Here is a 24,937-nt window from a genome sequence, read left to right as displayed (position 1 = left end):
ATCCGGCGAATCAGCGTTGATCATACTACCTCTTGTCTAGGATATGGCAGGGCATGGTGCATACGGGTCTCATCAGGCCATCTAGCCCAGATGTATGTCCTTGCGAACGTTTCTGATGCTGATCAGGCCCAGATAGGTCAGGGCCAGGCACCACCCGATTACATAGGCCGGATAGGTGTAATCGCTTTCGTAGAAGTCGAATTGTCCTTCACGGATGATTTCGAATATTTCCGTCGTTGGAAACCACGAAAGATACCACCTGAACGGGTCCGGCATGGTCTGCTGGATCGTGAAGGCCCCCGAAAGCGGCATGCTCAGATACATGAGCGGATGCGACAGCCGTTCCACAGTGCTCGATTTTTCGCTGTAGGCGGCAAGGAGCATGGACAGGCCGAACGAAAGCCATGTCAGCAGCACCAGTCCCCAGATCATCAGCAGCGGACGTTCCGGCAGGAAGCCGAAGGAGAATGACTGCATCAGCAGGGACAGGAAAATCACGGCAAGCACGGTCGCCGCTGCTTCCAGCAGGGCACGTGACAGCAGGATGTCGAAAATCGTGACGATACGATGGTAAAGCAGGGAACGGTTGGACTCGATGGCGCCACCTGAACGGTTGACCACTGAACGGAACAGGCAGAAAAAGGTATATCCTGACACCAGAAAGGATCCCGTCGGCATGCCGATATGCATGAAGGGACCCTGGGCCGCATGAAGCGCCGAGACCCCGAGCGTCAGCATCGAGGGTTCCAGCATGATCCACAGGAAGCCGATGTTATCGCGGCCAAAACGGGTGTGCAGTTCGCGGATGATCAAGGCGCCGAGGACATGCCACTGTGTCTCGAAGCCACTTTTCAGGATGGCAAGTTCGTTATATTTTTTCGCAACTTGTGTCATGTCTTAATGGCCTGAGAACCATGGCACATTGTCGCACACAAAAAGACTGGGCACTGCTGCCGATCTCCGCAAAATGATTTCTTCGGTCATGTTGGAACCTGCTCGGAAACTCATGGAGGGGACAGGATCACAGTGCGCCAGCTTCCGCTGGGAATAGCCATGCCCCGCATCCCGGAAAATCAGATTTCAGGCTGATCAGCCACATGCCTTTCCATCCAGAGTTGTCAGTGATGCTCCTGTGGCAACGAATGAAATACACAGCCGCCTCCATTACCTTAGCCGTTGGTGATTGTCGAGACAGAACCGCAGTGATCCGCAGGGCCGCCGTGGCAGTAAGGAGAGTGCACGGATTTTTGCCCCGTTGCATGAATCTGACAACCACTTTTTCCTGACGAAGGGAAACAGGCCGGAAACATTTCCATCCTGAAGCCCCGTGCATGACAGGACGGGCTGCATCGGTTTCATCCGCCGCTGCGAGACAGGGACAGGTCCCGTGCATCCTCTTCGCCTTGCTCATATTCCTGCGCCTCGTTATCCAGGTCGTCGAGTTCGATCATGGCGCTTTCCGCACTCTGGGCGGGGGGCAGGGAGGGGATGGAATCCGGATGGATCGCCGCGGGTTCGACCTTGAGGTTGCGCACCACACCGAACGCCACCATCACCGCACACACCCCGAACAGGACACTTCCCAGCACCTGCCCGACCTGCACGCCCATGGGGCCGAAATGCATGCCGACCCAGACAAAGGGAATGGTGCCCAGCGTCGCCCGCCCCCAGTTGAACAGCGTGGAGTAGAGCGGATGGCCAAGGTTGTTGAAGGCGGAATTCGCGACGAACAGGATGCCGATGAAGAAATAGCCGCCAATGGTCAAGTTACAGAACAGGCGGATCAGGCTGGCGGTCGTGCCTGTGGCCGAAAATATGTGAATGACGACATTCTGTCCGAAAAACAGGATCGCCCATGTCAGCGCCACGCATCCCAGCACCAGCTTCAGCGAAGATACCAGCGTTTCATGCACCCGTTCGGGTTTTCCCGCGCCGAGGTTCTGCGACATGATCGGCCCGATCGAGCCCGTCAGCGCGAAGACGAAAGCAAAGGCCACGGGGACGATACGGTCGATGGTTGCCTGTCCCGCCACGGCGGACAGGCCGAAACTCGCCATGGCGTGCGTGACGAATATCCCGCCGATTGGGGTGGCAAGGTTCGTCAGGATGGCTGGCATCGCGATCTGTCCCACCCGATGGGTGTCGGTCCGTATGAACCGCACCACAGGCCAGGCCAGCAGGTCATGCTGCCGTGCGCAATAGGCCCCCAGTGCGGCCACCAGCGCGCGTGACGCCAGCGTGCTGAAGGCCGCGCCCTGCAGTTCAAGGTGCATCCAAAGGATCAGCACGGGATCCAGCAGGGCAGAAATCAGCGCCCCCGCCAAGGTGACATTCATGGACTGCTGCGCCGCCCCCACCGCGCGCAGCAGGCTGGAACATCCCATTCCCGCCGCGATCAATGGCAGCATGGGAGAGGAAATGTACAGATAAAGTGCCGCCTGATGCTCGGCCTCCCCATGCGCGCCGAGTGCATGCAAGATGGGATGCGCCAGCAGGGCGGTGCCAAAGCCGATCAGGCTGGTCAGGATCAGCATCACCACGAAAAACGAAGATGCGATGCGCTGGGCCATGTCATGATGCCCGGCCCCGATCTGACGGCTGGTGGTCGCGCCTAGCCCGATCGACATGCCGATGGACACCGCGATCTGGATGAACCCGACCGCGGCCGTGAACCCGATGGCGGCGGTCATGGCCGGATTGTGCAGGGTGGAGATGTAGAACAGGTTCAGCAGGTCAACCATGAACACGGCCATCAACCCGATGGCGCCAGTTCCCGCCATGACGACCACATGACGCATGATGCTGCCCTGGCAGAACGCGGCATGTCGTCGTGTGGAGGTGCCCTGTCGCATGCGCGTCATCTAATGCTGGTCCGGCCGCGATGGGCATTCATGCGAGATCGGCCGAAGCCTGTCATGCGGGTCATGGGGCCATCATATAGGATATCCGGGGGATCAGGAACATGCCGCAGGTCCCCCGTGGGTGAATAATCCATCATCTGCGACCGGTGCAGTGATATGTGTCATTTGTGTCTATATTTTGGTGTCGATTGTGCAGTGCAAAAAAAGTAAAAGAGATAATTATTTTGTTTTTTATGTTGACCTGAAAAAAGATCGGTGCCAATAATGCGTCATGAAGTCAGCGTGACTTCGCCAAATACTGAAACGTCTGGACTGAATACGGTCTGGTATAAAATTCCACATGATGCTCTCATGTGTGATCAACTGACGGGATACATTGCATTGGCGATGTGTCCCGTTTTTTTTGACCCGCTTTTCAGCCGTATAGCGTGTCAGTCGTGCATTGTTTTAGGGGCATATGACCGCGTTTTGTGCATTGCCTGGCTTTTGTGTCGGCGTAATCTGTCCGTATGGGACATTCCATACGGAGATGGCCCGGATGAACGGCATGGAGGAGACGGATCATGTCCAGACTGACAGCAGCAGAACGCAATGCATTGCCGGATTCGGCATTTGCCCTTCCCGGTCGGCGCTATCCCATCCCTGATGAAACGCATGCCCGCGACGCCCTTGCCCGGGCGAGCGAGATGCTGCATCGGGGGGATCTGACGCAGGAAGAGTATGACACGGTGGTCCGCCGTGCGCGCGCCGTGCTGGGCGAGGACTGAGGGTGGGATAGAGCCGGGCTCTGCCCGGACCCGGCAGGGATCGCGATCCCTGCACCCTGATAAATGCCGCCTTTTCAGGTAAAAGGCGGCACCCAAAAACGTCCGGAAGTCATGGTTTCCAAAGGGCAATGCCATTTGGCGGGGTTCAGGGGCAGCGCCCATGAATGACGGGATCAGCCCGCCTTGTCGAGTTCGGCTTCCAGCGCGGGCAGCACCTCGAACAGGTCCCCCACCAGCGCGTAGTCGGCAATCTGGAAGATCGGGGCTTCCGGATCCTTGTTCACGGCCACGATGACCTTGCTGTCCTTCATGCCCGCCAGATGCTGGATCGCACCGGAAATCCCCATGGCGATATACAGTTCCGGCGCCACGATCTTGCCGGTCTGGCCCACCTGGTAATCATTGGGCACGAAGCCTGCATCAACCGCCGCGCGCGACGCGCCGATGGCGGCACCCAGACGGTCGGCCAGCGGTTCGAGGAGCTTGAAGTTCTCCTCGTTCTGCATGCCGCGCCCACCGGACACCACGACGCGCGCGGATTCCAGTTCCGGACGCTCCGACTGCGACAGTTCGGTGCCGATGAACTTGGATTTATCCTCGCCCGCCGGGGTGGCGACGCTTTCGACCGGGGCGGAACCACCCTCCGTCGCAACAGGATCGAAGGCGGAGGCACGAACCGTCAGCACCTTCTTCGCATCGGACGACTTCACCGTCGCCAGCGCGCTGCCGGCATAGATCGGGCGCACGAACGTGTCGGCGTCGATGACCTCGACGATATCGGGGATCGGCTGCACATCCAGAAGGGCTGCCGCACGGGGCAGGATATTCTTGCTGTTCGCGCTCGATGCGCCAAGGATGTGGCTGTAGCCATCCGCCAGCGAGGCCAGCAGGGCGGCGACAGGTTCGGCCAGTTCGTCGGCGCTGGTGGCATCGGCGGCGGACAGGACCTTCTTCACGCCCGGCAGCTTCGCCGCGGCCTGCGCGGCCTCGGCAGCGTTGCGGCCCACGACCAGCACATCGACATCGCCCAGCTTCGACGCGGCGGCGACGGCGGAACGCGACGCCTGCCGGATGGCGCCATTTTCGTGGTCGAGAAGTACGAGTACGGTCATGATCAGATCACCTTTGCTTCGTTACGCAGCTTCGCGACCAGTTCTGCTGCGGAATCCACCTTGATGCCCGCCTTGCGCCCGGCGGGTTCGGCCACCGACACGATGCTCAGGCGCGGGGTCATGTCCACGTCCACGTCGGCGGGCGTGATCTTTTCCATCGGCTTCTTGCGCGCCTTCATGATGTTCGGCAGCGAGGCATAGCGCGGCTCGTTCAGGCGCAGGTCCGCCGTGACGATGGCAGGCAGCGCAAGTTCGACAGTCTGCAGGCCGCCGTCGATTTCGCGCGTGACGGTCGCCTTGCCGTCATGCAGTTCCACCTTGCTGGCGAACGTGCCCTGCGGCCAGCCCAGCAGCCCGGCGAGCATCTGGCCCGTGGCGTTCATGTCGTCATCAATCGCCTGCTTGCCCAGGATGACCAGGTCGGGCTTTTCCTTTTCCACCAGCGCCTTGAGCACCTTGGCAACCGCGAGCGGTTCGGTCACGGCCTCGGTTTCCACCAGGATGGAGCGGTCAGCACCCATGGCCATGGCGGTGCGCAGCGTGTCCTGCGCCTTCGGCTCGCCAATGGACACCGCCACGATTTCGGTGACGACGCCCTTTTCCTTCAGGCGGACGGATTCCTCGACGGCGATTTCGTCAAACGGGTTCATCGACATCTTGACGCCGGCGGTTTCAACGCCGGTGCCGTCGGCCTTCACGCGCGGCTTGATGTTGTAGTCGATCACGCGTTTTACGGGGACAAGAACCTTCATCACATATCTTCCTGTCTGTGTCTGGATGGGGGAGCAAAAAGAGGCGACGCCACGACGAAGCCATGGCGCCGGTGGGGCATGGGGTTACATGCCGCCGGGATAGTTCGGACCGCCCGCGCCTTCGGGCGTGACCCAGTCGATGTTCTGGGTCGGGTCCTTGATGTCGCATGTCTTGCAGTGGACGCAGTTCTGCGAATTGATCTGCAATGTCGGGTTGGTCTGCTCGTCCACGACCTCATACACCCCTGCGGGGCAGTAGCGGCTTTCGGGGGAGCGGAACACGTCCCAGTTGACGGTCTTCCACATCGACATGCTGCGCACCTTCAGGTGCACGGGCTGGTCTTCTTCGTGGTTGGTGTTCGACAGGAAGACGGACGACAGCTTGTCGAACGTGATCTTGCCGTCCGGCTTGGGATAGTCGATCTTCGGCGAGATGGAGGCAGGCTCCAGCGTCTCGTTATCCGCATGGCGGGTATGGAGCGTCCAAGGCGCGCGACCGCGCAGCAGCATGGCGTCGATGCCGGAATACAGCGCGCCGCCCTTCATGCCGAAGCGTGCGAAGGCCGGGCGGATGTTGCGCACGCCACGCAGTTCGTCCCACAGCCAGGATTCCCTGATCCGCCGCGTGTAGGAACCCGGCTCCACCCGGTTGGTCAGGAAGGCTTCGGCCACGGCCTCGGCCGCCAGCATGCCCGACTTCATCGCGGTGTGGGTGCCCTTGATCTTGGGCACGTTGAGGAAGCCCGCCGTATCACCGACCAGCATGCCGACGGGAAAGGTCAGGCGCGGGATGGACTGCAGCCCGCCTTCGGACAGGGCGCGCCCGCCATAGGACAGGCGGCGCCCACCCTCGAAATACGGGCGGAAGGAGGGATGCAGCTTCACGCGCTGCATCTCGTCAAACGGGGAAAGCCACGTGTTGGGATAATCCAGCCCGACGACAAAGCCGTAGGAGACGAGGTTTTCCCCGAAATGGTACATCCACGCCCCGCCATAGGTGCGGTCATCGAGCGGCCAGCCAAAGCTGTGCTGCACCAGTCCGGGGCGGTGCAGTTCGGCGGGGATTTCCCACAGTTCCTTGATGCCCAGGCCATAGGTCTGCGGATCGACGCCCTTGCGCAGGTTGTACATCTCCATGACCTGCTTCGTCAGCGACCCGCGGCAGCCCTCGGCGAAGATGGTGTATTTCGCGCGCAGTTCCATCACCGGCGCGTAATTGTCGCCCGGCTTGCCATCGCGTCCCACGCCCATGTCGCCGGTGGCCACGCCCACCACGCGGCCATTTTCGGTCAGGACCTCCGCCCCGGCGAAACCGGGATAGATCTCCACGCCCATTTCCTCGGCCTGTGCGCCAAGCCAGCGGCAGACCTCGCCCAGGCTTGCGATATAGTTGCCGTGGTTGCGCATGTGCGGCATCACCCGATCCAGCATCGGGATGCGATAGCCGCGCGACGGCGTCAGGTAGAGCATGTGCTCCTCGCTGACGGGGGTGTTGAGCGGCGCGCCGCTGGTGCGCCAGTGCGGCAGGAGTTCATCAAGCGCGCGTGGCTCGATCACCGCGCCCGACAGGATATGCGCCCCGATCTCGCTGCCCTTTTCAATCAGGCAGACGCTGGTGTCGGGCGCCAGCTGGCGCAGCCGGATGGCCGCCGCCAGTCCGGAGGGACCGCCGCCGATGATTACGACGTCGAATTCCATAATCTCGCGCGGGTTTTCGCTCATACCTAGATCTGTCCTCTTGCGTCATGACCGGGATGACATGGATAGGTGGGATACCACATGTAGCAACGCTTCCTAGAACCGTTTGAAACGGGAATAAAGGTTTGTGTGCATGTATATTGCGCATGTGGCGCATATCCACAGGCCGGACAGGGCAGGTCTGGCGTGCCGGTCAGGTCCGCGCGGGCGGGAATGCCAGTTCGTCGCACGCCTGCCATTCGGGGCCGACATAGTTGACGATCAGCGTCCGGCGCAGCCCGGTGATGGGGCGGCGGACGAAGCCGTGCCACGACCGGTCGGACGGGATGAACAGCAGGCCGGAGTTGAACGCCCCCGACGCCCGCGCCACCGACTGCCCCTGCGGGGTCAGCAGGTCGGTGCCCCAGTCACGGGCATCGGCGTCGGTGGAAAGGGAGATCAGCAGCGTCAGCCGCTTGGCCCCGATATCGGTATGCGGCGCCAGCCAGAACCCGTCCGTGTCAAGGCACAGTTCCAGCCGCAGGAACGTCCCCGCAATGTCGATGCCGCAGGTCCGCTCGAAATGCTGTCGTGCGGCAGGGGCGTCGAACAGGTGCGCCAGGTGGTCGAGTTCGGGGTCACGCGCACGGCCCGCAGGTGTCACTAATATCCGGTGCCCGTTGCGGACGTCGCGCCGCCCGCCGCTTTCGCCCGCGTGGAACGTCGCCCCCGGGTCCCATGCCAGCAGGGAGTGCGTAACCGACGGCGGCAGGACATTGTCCATGTTCCAGTGTGGAAATGGATCATCGGTGCAGCGTGCCGTGCGCAGGGCGGAGATGACGGGACTGTCCACGATGCCCGGCATGGCGGCGGATGATGAGGCGTGGGAAGGCATGCTCATACTCCGCTGGCGTGACGCTGGGGCATGTCCATATCAAGGTGACGGTCGAAGGCGGCGGCCACATGGCGCAGGAAGGCGCGTCCTTCCTCGGTCACGCGGAGTCGCCGCCCGGAGATGATGACAAATCCGTCCGCTTCCAGTCCAGAAAGTTTGCGCATGTCGTCATCAAAACTGTCCTGCGGCAGGCCGTGGCGCGTGGTGAAGGCATCAAGGTCGATATCCATGTCGCACATCAGCCGTTCGATGACCTGCGCACGCAGGCGGTCATCCATGGTGCGACGCACCACCCGGACAACCGGCAGGCTGTCGGGTGTTTCCCCCATCAGGCGGGCATAGGCGGCGGACGACACCGCGTTCTGCGTCATGCCCTGCGGATAGGAGGAGATGGCCGATGCCCCCACACCGATCAGGACCGTTGCCGGGTCAGTGGTGTAGCCCTGGAAATTACGATGCAGCGTGCCGTCGCGCGCGGCAATCCCCATGCGATCGTCGGGGCGGCTGTAATGGTCCAGCCCGACGGGCAGGTAGCCGGCAGCGCACAGGGCGTCGTTGATGGCCGCACGCTGTTCGAAGCGCGCGATGGCGTCGGGCAGTTCGCCCGTGGGCATCAGGTTCTGGCGCTTCTGCTTCCACGGCACATGGGCATAGCCGAACACGGCCAGCCGGTCGGGAGAGAGTGCGGCGATGGCGGTGGCCGTGTCGCGCACGCCCTGCACATTCTGTCGTGGCAGGCCATAGATCAGGTCGATGTTGATCGAGTCGATCCCCGCCCCACGCAGCGCGTCGATGCAGGCCGTGGTCTGCTCCAGGCTCTGGATACGGCCGCAGGCTTCCTGCACGGCGGGATTGATGTCCTGCACGCCGAGGCTTGCACGGTTGAAGCCGAGTTCATGCAGGACGGCAGGATAATGCGCGGGCAGGTGTCGGGGGTCGATCTCGATGCTGATTTCGGCATCGGGGAGCAGCGTGAAGCTGTTGCGGATGGTCTGCATCACCTGCCGCAACGTGCCCACCGGCAGGGTGGTCGGCGTGCCCCCGCCCCATTGCAGGTGAGAGAGGGAATGGCCGGTGCCAAGCTGTCTGGTGATACGGCGCAGTTCCTCGATCAGCAGGGCGGCATAGGCGGCCAGGGCGTCGGCACTGCGCAGGACGGCGGTGTTGCAGCCGCAGAACCGGCACAGCGTGTCGCAGAAGGGAACATGCAGGTAGAGGGAGAGCGCATCCCCCGCAGGGACGGCCCGCAGCCAGTCGCGGGCGTCGTCCGGCCCCACGGCGTCAGTGAACTGCGCCGCCGTGGGGTAGCTTGTGTAACGTGGCAGGTTCCGGGCGTACCGCGCAGCCAGCGCGGCGGGGTCCGCCACGTTCATGTCATCAGAACCGGTAGGCGATACCGGCGGAGACGACCGTCGGATCCAGCGAGTCGTGCGCACGGACCTTCAGGGTTTCGCCGCCGTTTTCAGCCCATGCGTGCATGCGCACGAACATCTGCTTCACGTCGAAGTTGAAGAACCAGTTGCCCACCAGCTGGTAATCGACACCGGCATTGATCGACGGGCCACCGGTAAAGCCGGAGTTCAGCTTCGTCAGGCCCAGCGCGCCACTGGCGTTCATGTTGTGGAACCACATGAACGTGCCGCCCACGCCCACATACGGGTTCAGGCGCTTGTGCGGGCGGAAATGCCACGCGACGGTCACCGTCGGCGGCAGCACCCAAGCGCTTCCCACGTCGGTCTTGCTCGCACCCGTCAGGGCGGACAGCGCGCCGCCATTGGCCTGCACTTCGTGGCGCGTGCTGGTGGCGATCAGGTCCAGCGAGATGTTATCGGTAACGAAGTATTCGAACGTCAGTTCCGGCATGACCTGGTCGGTCGTCTTGACGCGCGTGCCCGTCAGCGTCGCGCCATTGGCCCAGACCTTGCTGTCACGGTCTTCCGGCAGGACGCCGACGGCCGACAGGCGGATCATGAAGTCACCATTGCCCAGACCGATCTTGGTGCTGGAGCATGTCTCGAAAATGCCACAGTGGCCATGCTGGCGCGAAGGGGCGACAGGCGCGGACAGCGGCGCGTTGACATAGGTGGACGGCGTCGCAGTCTGAGCATGGCCCGCGACAGGCGCGATAGCCGCAGCGCCCAGCGCCGCCGCAAGGGCAGTGTTACGCATTTTCTTCATCTGGTGCGGACCTTTTCATTCTGACGACGTGTCGTCGTAATCAACGTGTTTTGATGACTGGCAACAATCATGGGGCGCTTACATCGCACCTTGATATGGATCAATCAGGCGGGGGGCGAGAAACCGTTAATTTCCGTCAAAAGCAGTGTTCTTTCGACTATGTGTTCGGCAGGACACACTTTTTGTGGGAGCGTTGTCATTTTTGCGATGGGCTGCATTGTCCTCATTGCATGACAGCCAAGTTCCTGCGCCAGTTGCGTCATGACCGGGTGAAACGCGTCGATGACCTGCTGCGCATCGCCGGGTGTCATGACGATGCAGTGGTCGCTGGTCAGGACCTGGCCAAAGCGGATGTCGAAATCGCGGCGATAGGTCGCCATGGCGCAGGGGAGGCCCCTGGTGCCGTACTGCGCGACCAGGATCCCCTGGCGCGGGCGCTTGCGTTGTACCGACATCCGGCGGCCGACATCCATCCAGCGCCGCCGCTCCATCTCCGGAAAGGCCTGCTGGACCAGGTGGTAAAGTACCAGAATGTCCGTAGCGCCAAGCCGCCGTACCGTCAGGGAGGAATGTCCAGGCACTGGGGGCGGCATCCTTATGTCCAAAGATTGTTAATCATTATGGTTTACCGGATTGGGATCGGGGCTCTGCATTGATTTATATCAAGGGGTCATCCATACTGTGCGGCCTTCGGGGTGCCGTTATTGCGTTGGTGCCAACAGTGCCATGCGCGGTGCCCACCCGGGACGACGGCCGGGTGTTGCGTCGGGCAACAGCAGGGAATTGGGATAAACATGCCGGATACGTCTTCGTGCCAGTTCGAGCAGCGACCACGGCGTCTTGTCATGGGGGCTGTCGGCCTCCAGCCTGATTTCTGCAAGATGTGCAACGTCCGTCCCTCCAGCGTGTGCAGTGCGATCGACGACGCGGACATCTCCCGCCTGTCCGATGCGGCGGTGGAAACCATCGTTCCCCCCGGCCGCTGCTTCATCGAGGAAGGCGAACCCGCCACCGATTTCTTCAACGTCACCTCCGGCACGGTAAAGCTGTTCAAGGCCCTGCCCGACGGACGGCGGCAGATCACAGGTTTCGCCGGGCCGGGCCATTTCCTCGGGCTTGCGGTGTCCGACCGCTATGCCTTCGGGGCGGAGGCGGTCGATACGGTCCGCCTGTGCCGCTTCTCGCGGGAGCGGATGCGCACCCTGCTTGACGATTTCCCCCGCATGGAACGCCGCCTGCTTGAAGAGGCGTCCAATGAACTTGTCGCGGCCCATAACCAGATGCTGCTGCTTGGCCGCAAGACAGCGCGCGAACGCGTCGCGAGTTTCCTGCTCGACCAGGCCAATCATGGCGAACTCAACAGCGCGGGGCAGTTGCACCTGCCCATGACGCGCGGCGACATTGCCGACTACCTTGGCCTGACCATCGAAACCGTCAGCCGCACGCTGAGCTGGATGCGTGCGCAGGGGATGATCGACGTGGGCAAGGGGTATGCCATCACGCTGCTGTCGCGGGAGCGACTCGAAAGCCTTGCCGAAGGCGAGGACTGAAGTTTTCTGGGCAGCACGACTGCTGCACCCTGACGCCCTTCTTCAAAAAGGCGGCGTCTTTCGAAGCTTTTTGAAAAAAGCTTCACCAAAAACTTTTATTCCGTAAATCAAGGTCATGGTTTCCAAAGGGCAATGCCCTTTGGCGGGTTTCAGGGCCGCGCCCTGGGCCTTACTTCCCCGGTGGCTGGCTGTCATCCTCGTCAATCATGTCCGGCGTAAACAGTGGCGCCGTATTCGCCCCGCGTGTCGGGCCACCGACGATGTGGCCGATGGGGGTCAGGATATCGACATGGTCACAGATGATCTTGAACACGGCAAGCAGCGGCACGGACAGGAACGCCCCGCCAATCCCCCACAGCCAGTCCCAGAACATCAGCGATCCCATCACCAGCACGGGATTGAGCGTGAAGCGCCGCGCCAGCACCATCGGCGTGATCGTCTCCCCCTCCGTCAGGTGGATGCACAGGTAGATCGCCGGCGGCAGGGTCGCCTGCAGGATGGAGGGAAAGGTGAACAGTCCCACCAGGAAATAGATGGTGATCCCCATCATGGGACCGATGATGGGGATGTAGTTCAGCAGGAACGCCATCACCCCCCACAGTAGCGGGTTGGGCATGCCCAGCAGCCAGCATTGCAGCATGTTCGCAAGGCCGACGAGGGAATTGATGATCGTGATCGTCGCAAGGTAGAGCGAGACATTGCGTTCGATCTGATAGGCGATCTGCACCGTCCGCCGTTTGTCCGCAAAGGTGGGCATGATCTCCACGAACCGCCGCAACAGGCTGTCCCCCTGCGCCAGCAGGAAGAACAGCATCAGGATCATGGTGAAGAACTGCCCCACAAACGCCCGCGTCCCCAGCAGCAGGGAGGAACCGAAGCTGTCGAGGCCACCACTGGCGGGGGCGGCGGACATCACGATATGGTTCGTATCGTCACTGCCTGCCTTGGCCGTCGTGTGGTCGAGGTGACTGCCCGCGATGGTCATGAAGTTCTCGATCCGCTCCGACGCCGTATTGAGCAGGTGGATCGGGCCACGCAGGAAGGCGAGGCGTTCGCCCAGCGCGTTCATCGCCTCTGGCGCGCGTTCGATCCATCCGGCGGCTGGCACGGAAATCGCGGTCCCGATCGCACCCACGACCCCGAACACCCCAAGGATCAGGATCAGGGCCGCCAGCGGCTTGGGCAGCTTCATCTTCAGGTGCAGAAAGCGCATCGGCGCGGACAGCAGCAGGTTCACCACCAGCGCCAGGATCATCGGCAGGATGATGGAGGCTGCGAAATACAGCGTGTAGAACACCGCAAGGATGCTCAGCACCAGCAGGCACGCCGTCTTCAGGTCCATGCGGGTATGGCGCATGACCTCACGCGCGCGATGCTGCTGCATGCTTTCATACGATGGCGCGGGCGACGGTGTGTCAGGCGGGGTGGGCATGGTCTCTTCGGGCGGCATGATCCGGCTTCACCTTTGGCAAGACGCAGGGGATCAGGGGACCGACCAACCGGCTTTACCGAGCAAGAAACAGGAAAACAGGCCTAATCCGTCCGGATTGCCTTCGCAACCCACAACAGCGGCGGGCATTGCCGCTACGCAATTCTTGCAATGGCGGCGGGGGCGGAACGGGATGGGGGAATGATCCGGGTACACAGGATTGTGAAGGCATTCCCCGCCCCATGGCCCCTCTGGTACCTGAGAGGCAGTTGCAACGCATTCGGATTCAGCGTTCAAATATGTTCTGGATATGAAGGATTGTCGCCTTCATCGCAGGAAATGGAGAAAAGTCATGGCATGGAACACCCCCAAGATCACTGAAGTTCCCCTGGGCGCGGAAATCAACAGCTACGTCTGCGGCGAAAAGAAGTAAGACGTTTTTAAATCGCCACCCGTCTCGTCACGGGTGGCGATTTGCTTATAAATGTCGGCCATGATCGACATCATCGTTCTTGGTGCTGCTGCTGGTGGCGGGTTTCCGCAATGGAACTCCAACGCCGATGGCTGCCGACGGGCCCGGTCCGGCGATCCTGCCGCACTGCCCCGCACACAGGCCTCGATCGCCATCAGTGGCGACGGACGGCACTGGTTCATCATCAATGCCTCCCCCGACCTGCGGACCCAGATCAACCAGACCCCTGCCCTGCACCCGCAGGAAGGGCTGCGTTCGACCCCGATCGCGGGCGTGATCCTGACGGGGGGCGAGGTCGATACCATCGCGGGCCTGCTGACCCTGCGTGAACGCCAACCCCTGACATTGCTGGCCACCGACGCGGTGCTGGAGACGCTGGACGCCAATCCCGTGTTCGAGGCGCTGAACCGGCAGGTGGTGACGCGCACGCAACTGCCGCTGGAGCAGGATGTCGCGCTGCACCTGGTCGATGGCGCGCCTGCGGGGCTGAACATCCGGGCCTTCGTGGTGCCGGGCAAGGTGCCGCTTTATGCCGAACGTGGGCCGGACCCCGCCGCCATTGTTGAAAATGGCGAGACGATCGGCCTTGAGATCACCGATGGCACGCACCGCGTCTGTTTCATCCCCGGATGCGCGCGTATGACCGATGCGCTGCGGCAGCGCCTGTCGGGCGCGGACCTTGTGTTTTTTGACGGCACGCTATGGGTCGATGACGAGATGCTGCGCGCGGGCATCGGCGAGAAGACTGGCCAGCGCATGGGCCATATGTCGCTGATGGGCGAAGGCGGCACGTTTGAGGCGTTCCGTGACCTCGATATCGGGCGCAAAATTCTGATTCACATTAACAATTCCAATCCCGTACTGCTTTCGGACTCGGCGGAGCGCCAGCAGGCCAATGCGCAGGGATGGGACGTGGCCCATGACGGGATGAGGATAACCCTATGACCGGACAGATACTTTCCCCCGACGAACTTGAGGCCGCGCTGCGCGCCATCGGGGCGGAGCGTTACCATAACCTGCACCCGTTCCATCGTGCCCTGCATGATGGTCGCCTGACGCAGGGGCAGGTGCAGGCATGGGCGCTGAACCGCTATTATTACCAGTGCCGGATCCCGGCCAAGGATGCGTCATTACTGGCGCGCCTGCCGACGGCGGAACTGCGTCGTGAATGGCGGCGGCGCCTGGTGGATCATGATGGCGATGCGCCGGGGACCGGAGGGGTGGCACGCTGGCTGAAGCTGACGGACGGGCTGGGCCTTGACCGTGCCTATGTCGAGTCGCTGGAGGGGCTGCTGCCTGCCACGAAGTTCGCGGTCGATGCCTATGTTGAATTTGTCCGTGACCGTTCGATCCTTGCGGCGATCGCCTCCTCCCTGACGGAACTGTTTTCGCCGACCATCATCAGCGAGCGCGTGTCAGGGATGCTGCGGCACTATGATTTCGTCAACAGCGAGACCCTGGCCTATTTCCATCCGCGCCTGACGCAGGCCCCGCGTGATTCCGATTTCGCGTTGTCCTATGTCCGCGAACATGCCCGCACGGCAGAGCAGCAGGAAGCGGTGCTTGGCGCGCTGAAGTTCAAGTGCGGGGTGCTGTGGTCCATGCTTGATGCACTGGATTATGCCTATGTCACGCCGGGGCGGATCCCGCCGGGCGCGTTCCGGCCGACCTGCCCATGACGGACGCCCCTACGCTGACACCCGACAGCGTCGTAAGGTTTGCCCGTGGCGTGCGGCTGCAGCATGACCGTGTGCGCGACCAGTGGGTGATACAGGCGCCCGAACGCGCCTTCCTGCCCGATCCCGTCGCGGTGGAGATCCTGCGCCTTGTCGATGGGACGCGCACGCTCGATGCGATCGTCACCGACCTTGCCGCGCGTTTTGCCGCCCCGCGTGACCTGATTGCGCGCGATGTCATGGAAATGGCCGCCGACCTTGTGGCGCGACAGGTGCTGCTGCCATGACGGAAAAACCCGCGCCCCCGATGAGCCTGCTGGCGGAACTGACACATCGGTGTCCGTTGCAGTGCCCGTACTGCTCCAACCCATTGGCGCTGGAGCCGCGCGCCAATGAACTGACCACGGCGCAATGGATCGACATACTTGATCAGGCGGCGGACCTTGGTGTGTTGCAGGTGCACTTTTCCGGGGGCGAGCCAATGGCGCGTCCCGACCTGCCCGAACTGGTCCGTCATGCGGTGGGACGCGGGCTTTATACGAACCTGATCACGTCGGGCGTGCTGATGACGCCCGCCGCCTTCGCCGCATTGGTGGCGGCAGGGTTGGATCATGTGCAACTGTCGTTTCAGGATATCGAGACTACGAATGCCGAACATGTCGGCGGCATGAAGGGCGCGCAGGCGAAGAAGATGGCCGCCGCCGAGATGGTGGTGGCCGATGGCATGCCGCTGACGCTCAACTTCGTCATCTACCGCGAAAATGTCGGGCGCGTGGCGCAGATGATCGACGCGGCGGCCCGGATGGGTGCGCGGCGGGTGGAGATCGCGCATACGCAATATTATGGCTGGGGCCTGCGCAATCGCAATGCCCTGATGCCGACGCGCGAACAGGTGGAACAGGCCACCCGTGCGGTGGAGGCCGCACGGGCGCAGTATGCCGGTCGCCTGTCCATCGATTATGTGACGCCCGATTATTATGCCGACCAGCCCAAACCGTGCATGGGGGGGTGGGGGCGGCGTTTCGTCAATGTCTCCCCCTCTGGCCGGGTGCTGCCGTGCCATGCGGCGGAAAGCATCCCGGGGGTGCATATTCCTGACATCGGGGAAGCATCTCTGGGCACGATATGGGATCACGCCCCGCTGTTCACCATGTTCCGGGGAACGGACTGGATGCCCGCGCCGTGCCGCACCTGCGACCAGCGTGAAAAGGACTGGGGCGGGTGTCGCTGTCAGGCACTGGCGCTGGCGGGGGACGCGGCGGCGACCGATCCGGTATGCGAACGAGCGCCAGCCCATGACCGGATCAGCGCGGCAATCGCGGCTCTGCCTGCCGTGCCGCCGCCTTTCATCTATCGTCGTTACGCCAACAGCAGCGAAGACTGACAAAAGTTTCCGGATGCCGCTTTTTTTCAAAAAAGAGCGGTGTTCCTTGAAGCTTTCCGAAAAAGTCTTCACCGGAAAATTTCTGATGATCTGGAGGCAGGGAGCATGCTCCCTGCCGGTCCCGCCAGGGATCACGGACCTTTGGGAACCACGTCCGAAGATTCCTGCGGGATCCGGGCGCTGCTGGCATCCTGCGCCGCCTTGCGCGACGGCTGTCCGATCTCGCGCAGCGGCAGGCCGGCCATCAGGCGCTGTTCGATCCCCTCCAGGCTCATGTCCCGCGTCTCGGGGATGAAGCGCCACGTCACGAACACGAACGCCAGGTTGAAGGCCGCAAACATCCAGAAGGTCGGGCCATTGCCGATCCATTGCAGCAGCGACAGGAAGGTCGCGCCGATGATCATGTTGGCGATCCAGTTGGTCAATGTGGAAATGGAAATCCCAAGGTCACGCCCCTGCAACGGCTGGACCTCCGAACACAGGACCCAGATCAGGGGGCCTGCCGACATGGAAAAGCCGGAGATGTAGATCATCAGCATGAACACGGCGATGATCTGCTCCCCCGGACCCAGCGGCAGGGAGTTGAGCAGCAGCCCGAGGCTACCCATGCCAACCGCCATGATGAGGAAGCCTGTATACAGGATCGGCTTGCGCCCCCATTTGTCCACCAGCCCGATGGCCACGAACGTCGCCAGCATGTTCACCAGACCGACCATCGCCGTGCACAACAACTGCGCCGGGCCGACATAGCCCGCCAGCGCGAAGATCTTGGGCGCGTAATACATGACCACGTTCACGCCGGCCAACTGCTGCATGATCTGCAGGCCCATGCCCAGCAGGATGGAACGGCGGAAGTTGCGGTTCGCCAGCAGCGCCCAGCCCTTCTGCTTCTGCTGAAGCTGGTCGCTGATGCTCTGGATCTCGCGCCGGGCGTCGCTGCGGCTGTCACGCAGGTTGGCCAGCACCTCCAGCGCCTCGCTGCGGCGGCCCTTCATCATCAGCCAGCGCGGGCTGAACGGCAGGAACAGCGCACCGATCAGGAACAGCACCCCCGGTATCGCCGCCACGGCGAACATCCCGCGCCAGTTGCCGGAATAGCTGAAGAACGTATTGCTCATGAAGGCGAGGAAGATGCCCGCCGTGATCATCAACTGATAGGTGGAGATCATGGCCCCGCGTGCTGTCTCGCTCGCGATTTCCGACAGGTAGAGCGGCGCCGTGAAGGCCGCGACCCCGATCGCCAGCCCCATGACCGCGCGGCCGATGATCATCGACGGCACCGACCATGCCAGCGCACATTCCAAGGAACCGGCGACGAACACCACGGCACCCACCAGCAGCGTACGCTTGCGCCCGATATGGTGCGACATCCACCCCGCGCACATCGACCCCAGGGCTGCGCCCGCCATCATGGAACTGACGATCCATTCCTGCGCCACGGTGGAGGCATGGAATTCCTTGGCCACGAAATCCAGCGCGCCGGAAATGACGCCGATATCCAGACCGGCCATCAGGCCCGCCAGCGCCGCAAGGCACCCGATGATCAGGGAGCGCATGCGCGACGACCCCACGGGCTGCGTGACGGACTGATTCATATATGCTGATCCTTCATTTTATTTCTTCTTCGTTACCAACGCGCGGGCACGGGGCCCCGGTCGGTTCGGGCTCAGATAAAGGGCCGCCGGGAGGTCCGGCCTGTTTCAATTCCTGCTCAGATCGGCGCGGAACGCGCCACACCTGTCAGGAAGTAGCATGGAACCCCATAGGCCCGGGTATGATCAGGATCATTTTCGACCAGATCATTCACCATAAAACGCCGCAGTCGCAGGATCGCCACACCGCCTTCGTCGGCGATGGCGTCCATGTCCTCGCTCATGTCCGCGTACCACGCCATGACGCCCGGCCGTTCCGTCAGCGGTACGGGGGCGCGGGGACTGATGGCGATGCCGTTGGCCAGCATGGAATCGGCCTGCAACATTGTCGTGACGATATAGAAAAAACCGTCGGTGGCGTCGGCAGGCCCGAACTTCCGCAGGGGGACGAAGGACAGGCCCACCTCCGCCGCGTCAAGGTGCGTGACCCGCCGTGGCGGGACCGCGACTGGCGGCAGGGGATGTGCGAACAGGTCCTCCTGCCCGGCGGGGGGCGTATCAGGCTGGCGGGCCTTGCGTTTTTTGGGGTGCGGCCCGTTGTCCCGTGGGGTGGCGGGGGGATACGGCAGGGGCAGTTCGCCCGTTTCGTTGCGACGCGAACGCGTCATCGCGACACTCCGCCCGGATGCGGGGCTCTGTGGTTTGTGCTCCGCCCCGTGGCGGCAGGCTGGCCCGCATCATGCCGGGAAATGCGCCGGGGATGCAATCACTGTGATGCGGCAGGTGGCATCCGTTGGGGGCCACTGTGAAATCCTGAAAGTATCAAAAGTTTTTGGTGAAGCTTTTTTCCAAAAAGCTTCGAAGACGCCGCTTTTTTGGAAAAAGGCGGCACCCAAAAACTTTTATTAATATGTTGTTTTAAACAGCTTTCAGGAACAGGCAGCGCAGATGCCCTCGGCTTCGATGGTAGAGGTGCGCAGGCTGAACTGCCGCGCCTGTGTCGCGGTGACCAGCGCATGGACGATCTGGCTGTCTTCAAGTTCGGTGACATGCCCGCATTTGGTGCAGATCAGGAACTGGGCACTATGCAGGTGGTTGTCGCATTCATGCGCGCTGTGGAGCATGTGGCGGCAGGCGACGAAGGCGGACAGGCGCTCGATCTTGTGGATCAGTCCCTGTTCGAGCAGGAAGTCCAGCGCGCGATAGACGGTCGGCGGCGCGGCCCCCTTCGTGTCGCGGCGCAGGCGGTCGAGCAGGTCGTAGGCCCCGATGGGCCGGTCGGCGCTCAGCACCAGACCGAGTACCAGGCGGCGCTGCTGCGTCATGCGTGCGCCATGGCGGCGGCACATGTCATGCGCACGGTCCAGCATCCGTTCGACTTCGACGCCGAAGACGGTGGTTTGTGTCCCCGTGTCGTCGTGGCGATCATCCTTGCCCATCTGTCCTGCCGCTCCTGTCATCCTGTGCGGATATACGCCTCAATCCGGCGGTGATGAACCCCCCGGCAGGTGGTAAGCCTATGTGCGCAATCAACATGGGATGGAGCGAGAAGACGTGAAAAAGTTTTTGGTGAAGCTTTTGACCTGAAAAGCTTCGAAGACGCCGCCTTTTTGGAAAAAGGCGGCACCCAAAAACTTTTATTAATTTTAACAAATACTTACTGCAAGGGACGCGACTTCAGCGCGGCAGGGTGCTGTCCCACCATGCCATGAGCATGATGAACACCGTCACCCCCACCTGTATCCCGATCAGCATGCGCCATGTCACGACCGGCACATCCGGTCCTTCGTCGCCTTCCTGCCGTGTCCTGCCGTCGCGTGGTCTGATCTTGCGCATCCGCCGTGTCCTGCCATGTCCGGGAGGACCCATACGGTCGCAAAGGGATTAATTTCGCGTAAAATCCCCGTGTGGTTTCAGGCTTCGCCGGAGGGGGGCAGGATATGGTAGGTGCGGTTGAAATAGATCAGGCCACCATGGCTGTCGCCATTGCGCAGGCTTTCGACCGCGCCGAACATCACGCTATGGGTCCCGACCTCCACGATGCGCTCGATCCGGCAGTCGAAGGAGGTCACCGCCTCCTCCAGCACCGGTGCACCGGTCGTCAGCGTGGCCCAGTGGCCAAAGGCGAAGCGTTCATGCTGTTCCCGGGCGGAGGCGAATATGCCCGAAATCTCCTGCTGCGCTGCGGACAGCACGTTGATGCACATCGCCGCCCCCTCGCGAAAGCGCGGGCGGATGCGTGACGCCCGGTTGACACAGACCAGCAGGGTCGGCGGCGCATCGGTGACGGAACACACGGCCGAAGCGGTAAATCCGGCCTGGTCTTCCAGCGTGCCGGTTGTCACCACATTTACGGCCGCACCCAGTCGCGCCATTGCATCCCGATAGGTCCGGGCGTCGATACCCATTACGTTGTCCTGTCCTTCCTGACGTCACATGATCGCGCGCTGATTAAAACATGCGGCTGGTGGGGGTTCCGCTCCTTTATTCTGTCATGCTTGAAGATGCACGACAATTCGGAGACGCCGTCGCGATGACACACGAAACGCTGCGTATTTCACGCCAGGGGCATCTGGGGCGCATCACGCTGGACCGCCCGCGGGCACTCAATGCACTTGATATCGGCATGATCGAAGGGATCTCCGCCTGCCTTGAGCGCTGGCGCGGGGATCGTGACGTGCGGACCATCATCCTCGACAGTACGACGCCACGCGCCTTCTGCGCCGGGGGCGACCTGCGGGCACTTCATGCGCTGCTGCCCACGGATGGGGTTGCGGCGGTGCGCGCGGTCTTTCGCGCCAGCTATCGCCTTGTCTCCGTGCTGGCGGGCTATCCCAAGCCGATCGTCTCCTTCATGGACGGGATCGCGATGGGCGGCGGCATCGGTCTGGGCGGGCATGTGCGTCATCGCATCGTGACGGAGCGTTCCGTCCTGGCCATGCCGGAGGTCGCGATCGCCCTGACCCCGGATGCGGGCGGGTCGTACCTGCTGTCGCGCGCGCCGGGCCTGTCGGGGCTGCGCCTTGCGGTGACGGGCGGGCGGATGGACGGGGCGCAGGCCATCGCCTGTGGCTTTGCCGACCGGATGGTGCCCTCGGGCGATCTGGAACAGGTGGCGGCCGACCTTGCACGCCATCCGGCGGGGCGTGTGCTCGACCTCGCGCCCCGCGTGCCGGTGGCCGATGGCGGCTGGGGCGACATGGCCGGGGTTGACGCCGTGTATGATGCCCCCGACATGCGGGTGGTGACTGAACGCCTGCATGCCTGCGACGCCCCGTGGGCGCGCGATGACCTTGCGGCGCTGGCGCAGGCGGACCCGTTCGCGGTAGAGGTGGCATGGCGCGCATTTTTCAGGGCGCGGGCGCTGCCCGACCTTGACATGGTGCTGGAGCAGGAGTTCCGCCTTGTCTGTGCGCTGGTCGCGCGTCCGGATTTCGCCGAAGGGGTCCGTGCGCGCCTGATTGACCGTGACAATGCCCCGTGCTGGTCCTGTGGCGCGGATGACGTGGTGCCGGTGCCGCAGGTCGAGGCCTGCTTCGCCCCTGCCGCCGTCTCGCTTGACCTTCCTGTCCTGCCTGAGTCCCGAGGTTGAACCTTATGCCCTTTTCCCCCGCCTACCGACCCGATACACGGCACATGACGCTGGGGGATGCGTTCTATGACCCGGTGCAGCCCGCCAGCTTCCCGGCCCATATCCTGCGCTTTCGCAATCAGGAAGCGGCGGCGCGCATCGGCCTCGACACCCTGACGGAGGCGGAGTGGATCGCCCACCTTGGCCGGTTCAGGGCGCTGCCCGGCAGCCTGCCGCAGCCGCTGGCGCTGCGCTATCACGGCCATCAGTTCCAGGCCTACAACCCCGACCTTGGCGACGGGCGCGGCTTCCTGTTCGCGCAGTTATATGATGCGTGCGACGGGCGGCTGCTCGATATCGGGACGAAAGGCAGCGGCACGACGCCGTGGTCGCGCGGGGGCGACGGGCGATTGACGCTCAAGGGGGGCATGCGCGAAATCCTGGCGAGCGAGACGCTGGATGCGATCGGCGTCACCACCTCGCGCAGTCTCAGCGTGATCGAGACGGGGGAGGCGCTGCACCGGGGGGACGAGCCTTCGCCCACGCGATCATGCGTGCTGGCGCGACTGGGTCATTCGCATATCCGCATCGGCACGTTCCAGCGCCTTGCCGCGATGCAGGATACGCCGTCGCTGCGTCGCCTGCTCGATTACGTGATGGAGACGTACTATCCCGCCCTGACGGGGGCGGAGGACCCGGCGGCGACCCTGCTCGATGCACTATGTACGCGCCTCGCACTGCTGACGGCGCAGTGGATGAGTGCGGGGTTCGTGCATGGCGTGCTCAATACCGACAACATCAACATCGCGGGCGAAAGCTTCGATTATGGCCCGTGGCGGTTTGCGCCGCATTACAATCCAACCTTCACGGCGGCCTATTTCGATCATTCCGGCCTGTATGCCTTTGGCCGGCAACCAACCGCGATGATGTGGAATCTGGCGCGGATGGCGGAATGCCTGCTGCCATTTTCGGAAATGGAGAAGATCAGAAGTATTTTCGAAAAGTTTCCTCAAAGGTACGAAAGGTTCCTCGATATTTGTGCACTGCAACGTCTTGGTGTTGAGGAAATATCAAGAAATACGTCCACGGAACTGCGCGAATCCGTGTGGTCTTTTCTCGAAGAAAGTGCGATCGGGTTTGAATTCCTGTTCTTTGACTGGTATGGTGGCGCCATCAGTCGCGACCGCGCCATGTCTGGACCGAGGAAGTACTTTTACGAATCCCCGGCGTTCCAGACGTTGCGAAAGCAGATCGAAAGCCATCCGCCACGCGCGGGGGTCGATGTCTCGCTTCCCTATTTCACCCGCGACGATCCATGCGCGATGTGGATCGAGACGGTGGAAGACATATGGCGGCCCATCGCCCGGGACGATGACTGGTCCGCATTCCATGCGGCCATGGCGCATGTCGCGGAAATGAAGGCCGCCCTTGGCGCGGCAGGTCATGTCCGGTGCGAAACGGATGGAACCCTGCGCAATGCCGGGAATTAGACAGATATCGAAACAAAGGAACACGCATGCAGAATTATTCCCCCCAGTCCCAGGCCGGACCCATCTCGCAGCCCGAACCCATCCCTGACCTCTCCGATCTCGAAATCTCGCCCAACGCACACAAGACACTCTGGCTCGCAGCCATCGTGGCCGCCATCTGCGGTGGCCTCTATGGCTACGATACCGGCATCGTCTCCGGCGCGCTGCTGCTGATCACGCGCGATTTCCACCTCAGCAGCTTCTATCAGGAGATGGTGGCGTCCGCGATCCTTGCGGGTGCGGTCATGGGGTCGTTCATCACCGGGTGGATGTCCGAACGCTTCGGGCGTCGTAACTCCGTCATGATCGTCACCGCGGTGTTCGTCCTTGGCGCGATGGCGTGTGCATGGGCGCCGGATGTCTATGCCCTGATTGCCGCGCGTGTGTTCCTTGGCCTCGCGGTGGGTGGTTCGACGCAGGTCGTGCCGATGTATATCTCCGAACTCGCCCCGGCGAAAAAGCGCGGCCACATGGTCACGATGTTCAACATCGCCATCGGCATCGGCATCTTCGCCGCCAACGTCATCGGCTTTGTCGCCAGTGATGCGTGGGGCTGGCGGCCGATGGTGGCGATCGCGGCCATCCCGGCGGCCGTGGTCTTCATCTCCATGTTCTTCCTGCCCAAGAGCCCGCGCTGGGCTGCGGAAAATGAAAGCCTTGATTCCGCGATCGAGCAGCTACGCCGCATCCGCACCACCCGGCGCGAGATCCGCAAGGAACTCAAGCGCATCCAGATCACCGCGAATGACGAGGCGGACCCGCGCGACATCGGCTGGCGTGGCCTGATGCAGCCATGGGTGCGTCCGGCGCTGGTTGCCGCACTGGGCGTTGCGTTCTTCACGCAGGCTGGCGGGCTGGAGATGATGATCTATTACGCCCCGACCTTCCTGTCGGATGCGGGCTTTGGCAGTTCGGCCGCGCTGATGGCGAGCATCGGCATCTCCATCGTCTATCTGGTGATGACGGTGCTGGGGTCGAATATCGTGGACCGTATCGGCCGTCGCCGCCTTGTGCTGGTGATGGGGCCGGGTTCGGTCCTCAGCCTCGTGGGTCTGGGCATCATGTTCCTGATCCATCCGGACAAGGGCAGCATCGGTAGCTGGATGATCATCATCTTCATGCTGCTGTTTATGGTGTTCAACGCGGGCGGAATCCAGGTGGTTGGCTGGCTGCTGGGGGCGGAGATGTTCCCCCTGTCGATGCGCGGCAACGCGACCAGCCTGCATTCGGCCATGCTGTGGGGCAGCGACCTGCTGGTGACCAGCACGGCGCTGACGCTGGTGTCCACCATCACGCTGGGCGGGACGATGTGGTTCTATGCCGGGGTCAACCTGGCGTCGGTCCTGTTCATCTATTTCTTTGTGCCGGAAACACGTGGCGCCTCGCTGGAAGATATCGAGGATGCCCTGCGCGAGGGACGTTTCCGCCCCACGCGTGAATCCTCCGCCATCGTCGCGGAAGAAGACTGAAAAGAGTAAAGGTTTTTGGTGAA

At 62.5% G+C, this 24,937-nt stretch carries 25 protein-coding genes; 10 read left to right on the top strand and 15 right to left on the bottom strand.

The features are described 5' to 3' along the window. Positions 1 to 81: 81 nt before the first annotated feature. Together CFR72_RS07390 and CFR72_RS07385 are read right to left on the bottom strand one after the other, a co-directional pair. Positions 82 to 894 carry an ABC transporter permease gene (locus CFR72_RS07390; RefSeq protein WP_110913350.1) on the bottom strand — a complete coding sequence of 271 codons (813 nt, stop codon included), beginning with the start codon at positions 892 to 894 and terminating at the stop codon, positions 82 to 84. 461 nt (positions 895 to 1,355) lie between these two features. Further along, positions 1,356 to 2,852: an MATE family efflux transporter gene (locus CFR72_RS07385; protein WP_110913381.1), complete on the bottom strand. Its 1,497-nt coding sequence runs from the start codon at positions 2,850 to 2,852 to the stop codon at positions 1,356 to 1,358. 572 nt (positions 2,853 to 3,424) lie between these two features. On the opposite strand from CFR72_RS07385, the gene CFR72_RS07380 reads away from it, so the two are divergent. Next, entirely contained in the window at positions 3,425 to 3,628 is a 204-nt protein-coding gene (locus tag CFR72_RS07380; RefSeq protein ID WP_110913349.1) for a hypothetical protein, read from the top strand. Between the two features lie 173 nt (positions 3,629 to 3,801). Here CFR72_RS07380 and CFR72_RS07375 read toward each other — a convergent pair whose 3' ends face one another. The 7 genes from CFR72_RS07375 to CFR72_RS07345 form a co-directional block, all read right to left on the bottom strand. Then, positions 3,802 to 4,740, bottom strand: a complete 939-nt coding sequence (locus tag CFR72_RS07375) for an electron transfer flavoprotein subunit alpha/FixB family protein (protein WP_110913348.1) — start codon at positions 4,738 to 4,740, stop codon at positions 3,802 to 3,804. Positions 4,741 to 4,742: 2 nt separating this feature from the next. Next, positions 4,743 to 5,492, bottom strand: coding sequence for an electron transfer flavoprotein subunit beta/FixA family protein (locus CFR72_RS07370; protein WP_110913347.1), 750 nt, complete (start codon positions 5,490 to 5,492; stop codon positions 4,743 to 4,745). 84 nt (positions 5,493 to 5,576) lie between these two features. Beyond that, complete coding sequence (locus tag CFR72_RS07365; protein ID WP_110913346.1) at positions 5,577 to 7,214, bottom strand: electron transfer flavoprotein-ubiquinone oxidoreductase; 1,638 nt, start codon at positions 7,212 to 7,214, stop codon at positions 5,577 to 5,579. 169 nt (positions 7,215 to 7,383) lie between these two features. Continuing rightward, entirely contained in the window at positions 7,384 to 8,034 is a 651-nt protein-coding gene (locus CFR72_RS07360) for a 2OG-Fe(II) oxygenase (protein WP_244182204.1), read from the bottom strand. 32 nt (positions 8,035 to 8,066) lie between these two features. Next, a complete protein-coding gene (gene hemN, locus CFR72_RS07355) occupies positions 8,067 to 9,437 on the bottom strand; it encodes an oxygen-independent coproporphyrinogen III oxidase (RefSeq protein ID WP_110913344.1) in 1,371 nt (456 codons plus the stop codon). A 4-nt stretch (positions 9,438 to 9,441) separates the two neighbouring features. Further along, positions 9,442 to 10,242: an OmpW/AlkL family protein gene (locus CFR72_RS07350; RefSeq protein WP_110913343.1), complete on the bottom strand. Its 801-nt coding sequence runs from the start codon at positions 10,240 to 10,242 to the stop codon at positions 9,442 to 9,444. Between the two features lie 104 nt (positions 10,243 to 10,346). Next, the gene (locus CFR72_RS07345; RefSeq protein WP_110913342.1) at positions 10,347 to 10,823 is read right to left on the bottom strand and encodes a hypothetical protein; all 477 of its coding nucleotides are present in this window, start codon (positions 10,821 to 10,823) and stop codon (positions 10,347 to 10,349) included. Between the two features lie 213 nt (positions 10,824 to 11,036). Between CFR72_RS07345 and CFR72_RS07340 the strand changes: the two genes are divergently transcribed. Continuing rightward, positions 11,037 to 11,792 (top strand): Crp/Fnr family transcriptional regulator, encoded by a 756-nt coding sequence (locus tag CFR72_RS07340; RefSeq protein ID WP_110913341.1) that lies wholly within the window; start codon positions 11,037 to 11,039, stop codon positions 11,790 to 11,792. 169 nt (positions 11,793 to 11,961) lie between these two features. Here the strand turns inward: CFR72_RS07340 and CFR72_RS07335 are convergent, their stop codons facing one another. Then, positions 11,962 to 13,149: an AI-2E family transporter gene (locus tag CFR72_RS07335; protein WP_227744636.1), complete on the bottom strand. Its 1,188-nt coding sequence runs from the start codon at positions 13,147 to 13,149 to the stop codon at positions 11,962 to 11,964. Between the two features lie 424 nt (positions 13,150 to 13,573). Between CFR72_RS07335 and pqqA the strand changes: the two genes are divergently transcribed. Genes pqqA through pqqE form a run of 5 tightly spaced genes read left to right on the top strand, consistent with a single transcriptional unit; the run spans position 13,574 to position 16,753 of the window. Next, complete coding sequence (gene pqqA / locus CFR72_RS07330) at positions 13,574 to 13,654, top strand: pyrroloquinoline quinone precursor peptide PqqA (protein ID WP_075595519.1); 81 nt, start codon at positions 13,574 to 13,576, stop codon at positions 13,652 to 13,654. A gap of 60 nt (positions 13,655 to 13,714) precedes the next feature. After that, positions 13,715 to 14,638, top strand: coding sequence for a pyrroloquinoline quinone biosynthesis protein PqqB (gene pqqB / locus CFR72_RS07325; RefSeq protein WP_110913339.1), 924 nt, complete (start codon positions 13,715 to 13,717; stop codon positions 14,636 to 14,638). Continuing rightward, positions 14,635 to 15,372, top strand: a complete 738-nt coding sequence (pqqC, locus tag CFR72_RS07320) for a pyrroloquinoline-quinone synthase PqqC (RefSeq protein ID WP_110913338.1) — start codon at positions 14,635 to 14,637, stop codon at positions 15,370 to 15,372. The genes pqqB and pqqC overlap by 4 nt, the downstream gene beginning before the upstream one ends. Further along, the gene (gene pqqD / locus CFR72_RS07315) at positions 15,369 to 15,656 is read left to right on the top strand and encodes a pyrroloquinoline quinone biosynthesis peptide chaperone PqqD (RefSeq protein WP_110096466.1); all 288 of its coding nucleotides are present in this window, start codon (positions 15,369 to 15,371) and stop codon (positions 15,654 to 15,656) included. The genes pqqC and pqqD overlap by 4 nt, the downstream gene beginning before the upstream one ends. Next, positions 15,653 to 16,753, top strand: a complete 1,101-nt coding sequence (gene pqqE, locus CFR72_RS07310; protein WP_110913337.1) for a pyrroloquinoline quinone biosynthesis protein PqqE — start codon at positions 15,653 to 15,655, stop codon at positions 16,751 to 16,753. Before pqqD ends, pqqE begins: the two co-directional genes overlap by 4 nt. A gap of 131 nt (positions 16,754 to 16,884) precedes the next feature. On the opposite strand, the gene CFR72_RS07305 is transcribed toward pqqE, so the two are convergent. The 5 genes from CFR72_RS07305 to CFR72_RS07290 all read right to left on the bottom strand — a co-directional run bounded on the left by CFR72_RS07305 (position 16,885) and on the right by CFR72_RS07290 (position 20,753). Then, positions 16,885 to 18,348, bottom strand: coding sequence for a sugar porter family MFS transporter (locus CFR72_RS07305; protein WP_110913336.1), 1,464 nt, complete (start codon positions 18,346 to 18,348; stop codon positions 16,885 to 16,887). Between the two features lie 116 nt (positions 18,349 to 18,464). Next, positions 18,465 to 19,013 carry a hypothetical protein gene (locus CFR72_RS07300; RefSeq protein WP_110913335.1) on the bottom strand — a complete coding sequence of 183 codons (549 nt, stop codon included), beginning with the start codon at positions 19,011 to 19,013 and terminating at the stop codon, positions 18,465 to 18,467. Positions 19,014 to 19,274: 261 nt separating this feature from the next. Continuing rightward, the gene (locus CFR72_RS07295; RefSeq protein ID WP_110913334.1) at positions 19,275 to 19,784 is read right to left on the bottom strand and encodes a transcriptional repressor; all 510 of its coding nucleotides are present in this window, start codon (positions 19,782 to 19,784) and stop codon (positions 19,275 to 19,277) included. Between the two features lie 238 nt (positions 19,785 to 20,022). Beyond that, a complete protein-coding gene (locus CFR72_RS17510) occupies positions 20,023 to 20,181 on the bottom strand; it encodes a hypothetical protein (RefSeq protein WP_167400321.1) in 159 nt (52 codons plus the stop codon). A 77-nt stretch (positions 20,182 to 20,258) separates the two neighbouring features. Continuing rightward, positions 20,259 to 20,753: a flavin reductase gene (locus CFR72_RS07290; RefSeq protein ID WP_110913333.1), complete on the bottom strand. Its 495-nt coding sequence runs from the start codon at positions 20,751 to 20,753 to the stop codon at positions 20,259 to 20,261. Between the two features lie 125 nt (positions 20,754 to 20,878). Here CFR72_RS07290 and CFR72_RS07285 point away from each other — a divergent pair, with 125 nt between their 5' ends. From CFR72_RS07285 to CFR72_RS07275, 3 genes are read left to right on the top strand one after another with little or no spacing between them, the layout of a single operon-like run. After that, positions 20,879 to 21,937 carry an enoyl-CoA hydratase/isomerase family protein gene (locus CFR72_RS07285; RefSeq protein WP_110913380.1) on the top strand — a complete coding sequence of 353 codons (1,059 nt, stop codon included), beginning with the start codon at positions 20,879 to 20,881 and terminating at the stop codon, positions 21,935 to 21,937. 5 nt (positions 21,938 to 21,942) lie between these two features. After that, a complete protein-coding gene (locus CFR72_RS07280) occupies positions 21,943 to 23,406 on the top strand; it encodes a protein adenylyltransferase SelO family protein (protein ID WP_110913332.1) in 1,464 nt (487 codons plus the stop codon). A gap of 26 nt (positions 23,407 to 23,432) precedes the next feature. After that, a complete protein-coding gene (locus CFR72_RS07275) occupies positions 23,433 to 24,914 on the top strand; it encodes a sugar porter family MFS transporter (protein WP_110913331.1) in 1,482 nt (493 codons plus the stop codon). Positions 24,915 to 24,937 lie beyond the last annotated feature (23 nt).

The sequence above is a fragment of the Gluconacetobacter entanii genome (assembly GCF_003206495.1).
Lineage (GTDB): Bacteria > Pseudomonadota > Alphaproteobacteria > Acetobacterales > Acetobacteraceae > Novacetimonas > Novacetimonas entanii.
The sequence above is the reverse complement of the archived record's forward strand: the minus strand, read 5'-3'. Positions and strand labels throughout refer to the sequence as shown.

Bases quoted from the DNA above. Each gene is read 5' to 3' on its own strand.
- CFR72_RS07305 (WP_110913336.1), bottom strand. From the start codon at position 18,348: ATGAATCAGTCCGTCACGCAGCCCGTGGGGTCGTCGCGCATGCGCTCC.
- CFR72_RS07385 (WP_110913381.1), bottom strand. From the start codon at position 2,852: ATGCGACAGGGCACCTCCACACGACGACATGCCGCGTTCTGCCAGGGC.
- CFR72_RS07390 (WP_110913350.1), bottom strand. From the start codon at position 894: ATGACACAAGTTGCGAAAAAATATAACGAACTTGCCATCCTGAAAAGT.
- CFR72_RS07300 (WP_110913335.1), bottom strand. From the start codon at position 19,013: ATGACGCGTTCGCGTCGCAACGAAACGGGCGAACTGCCCCTGCCGTAT.
- CFR72_RS07275 (WP_110913331.1), top strand. From the start codon at position 23,433: ATGCAGAATTATTCCCCCCAGTCCCAGGCCGGACCCATCTCGCAGCCC.
- CFR72_RS07375 (WP_110913348.1), bottom strand. From the start codon at position 4,740: ATGACCGTACTCGTACTTCTCGACCACGAAAATGGCGCCATCCGGCAG.
- CFR72_RS07360 (WP_244182204.1), bottom strand. From the start codon at position 8,034: ATGCCGGGCATCGTGGACAGTCCCGTCATCTCCGCCCTGCGCACGGCA.
- pqqD (WP_110096466.1), top strand. From the start codon at position 15,369: ATGACGGACGCCCCTACGCTGACACCCGACAGCGTCGTAAGGTTTGCC.
- CFR72_RS07365 (WP_110913346.1), bottom strand. From the start codon at position 7,214: ATGAGCGAAAACCCGCGCGAGATTATGGAATTCGACGTCGTAATCATC.
- pqqA (WP_075595519.1), top strand. From the start codon at position 13,574: ATGGCATGGAACACCCCCAAGATCACTGAAGTTCCCCTGGGCGCGGAA.
- CFR72_RS07380 (WP_110913349.1), top strand. From the start codon at position 3,425: ATGTCCAGACTGACAGCAGCAGAACGCAATGCATTGCCGGATTCGGCA.
- CFR72_RS07295 (WP_110913334.1), bottom strand. From the start codon at position 19,784: ATGGGCAAGGATGATCGCCACGACGACACGGGGACACAAACCACCGTC.
- pqqC (WP_110913338.1), top strand. From the start codon at position 14,635: ATGACCGGACAGATACTTTCCCCCGACGAACTTGAGGCCGCGCTGCGC.
- CFR72_RS07340 (WP_110913341.1), top strand. From the start codon at position 11,037: ATGCCGGATACGTCTTCGTGCCAGTTCGAGCAGCGACCACGGCGTCTT.
- hemN (WP_110913344.1), bottom strand. From the start codon at position 9,437: ATGAACGTGGCGGACCCCGCCGCGCTGGCTGCGCGGTACGCCCGGAAC.
- CFR72_RS07290 (WP_110913333.1), bottom strand. From the start codon at position 20,753: ATGGGTATCGACGCCCGGACCTATCGGGATGCAATGGCGCGACTGGGT.
- CFR72_RS07350 (WP_110913343.1), bottom strand. From the start codon at position 10,242: ATGAAGAAAATGCGTAACACTGCCCTTGCGGCGGCGCTGGGCGCTGCG.
- CFR72_RS07280 (WP_110913332.1), top strand. From the start codon at position 21,943: ATGCCCTTTTCCCCCGCCTACCGACCCGATACACGGCACATGACGCTG.
- CFR72_RS17510 (WP_167400321.1), bottom strand. From the start codon at position 20,181: ATGCGCAAGATCAGACCACGCGACGGCAGGACACGGCAGGAAGGCGAC.
- CFR72_RS07335 (WP_227744636.1), bottom strand. From the start codon at position 13,149: ATGCGCCATACCCGCATGGACCTGAAGACGGCGTGCCTGCTGGTGCTG.
- pqqE (WP_110913337.1), top strand. From the start codon at position 15,653: ATGACGGAAAAACCCGCGCCCCCGATGAGCCTGCTGGCGGAACTGACA.
- CFR72_RS07285 (WP_110913380.1), top strand. From the start codon at position 20,879: ATGACACACGAAACGCTGCGTATTTCACGCCAGGGGCATCTGGGGCGC.
- CFR72_RS07370 (WP_110913347.1), bottom strand. From the start codon at position 5,492: ATGAAGGTTCTTGTCCCCGTAAAACGCGTGATCGACTACAACATCAAG.
- pqqB (WP_110913339.1), top strand. From the start codon at position 13,715: ATGATCGACATCATCGTTCTTGGTGCTGCTGCTGGTGGCGGGTTTCCG.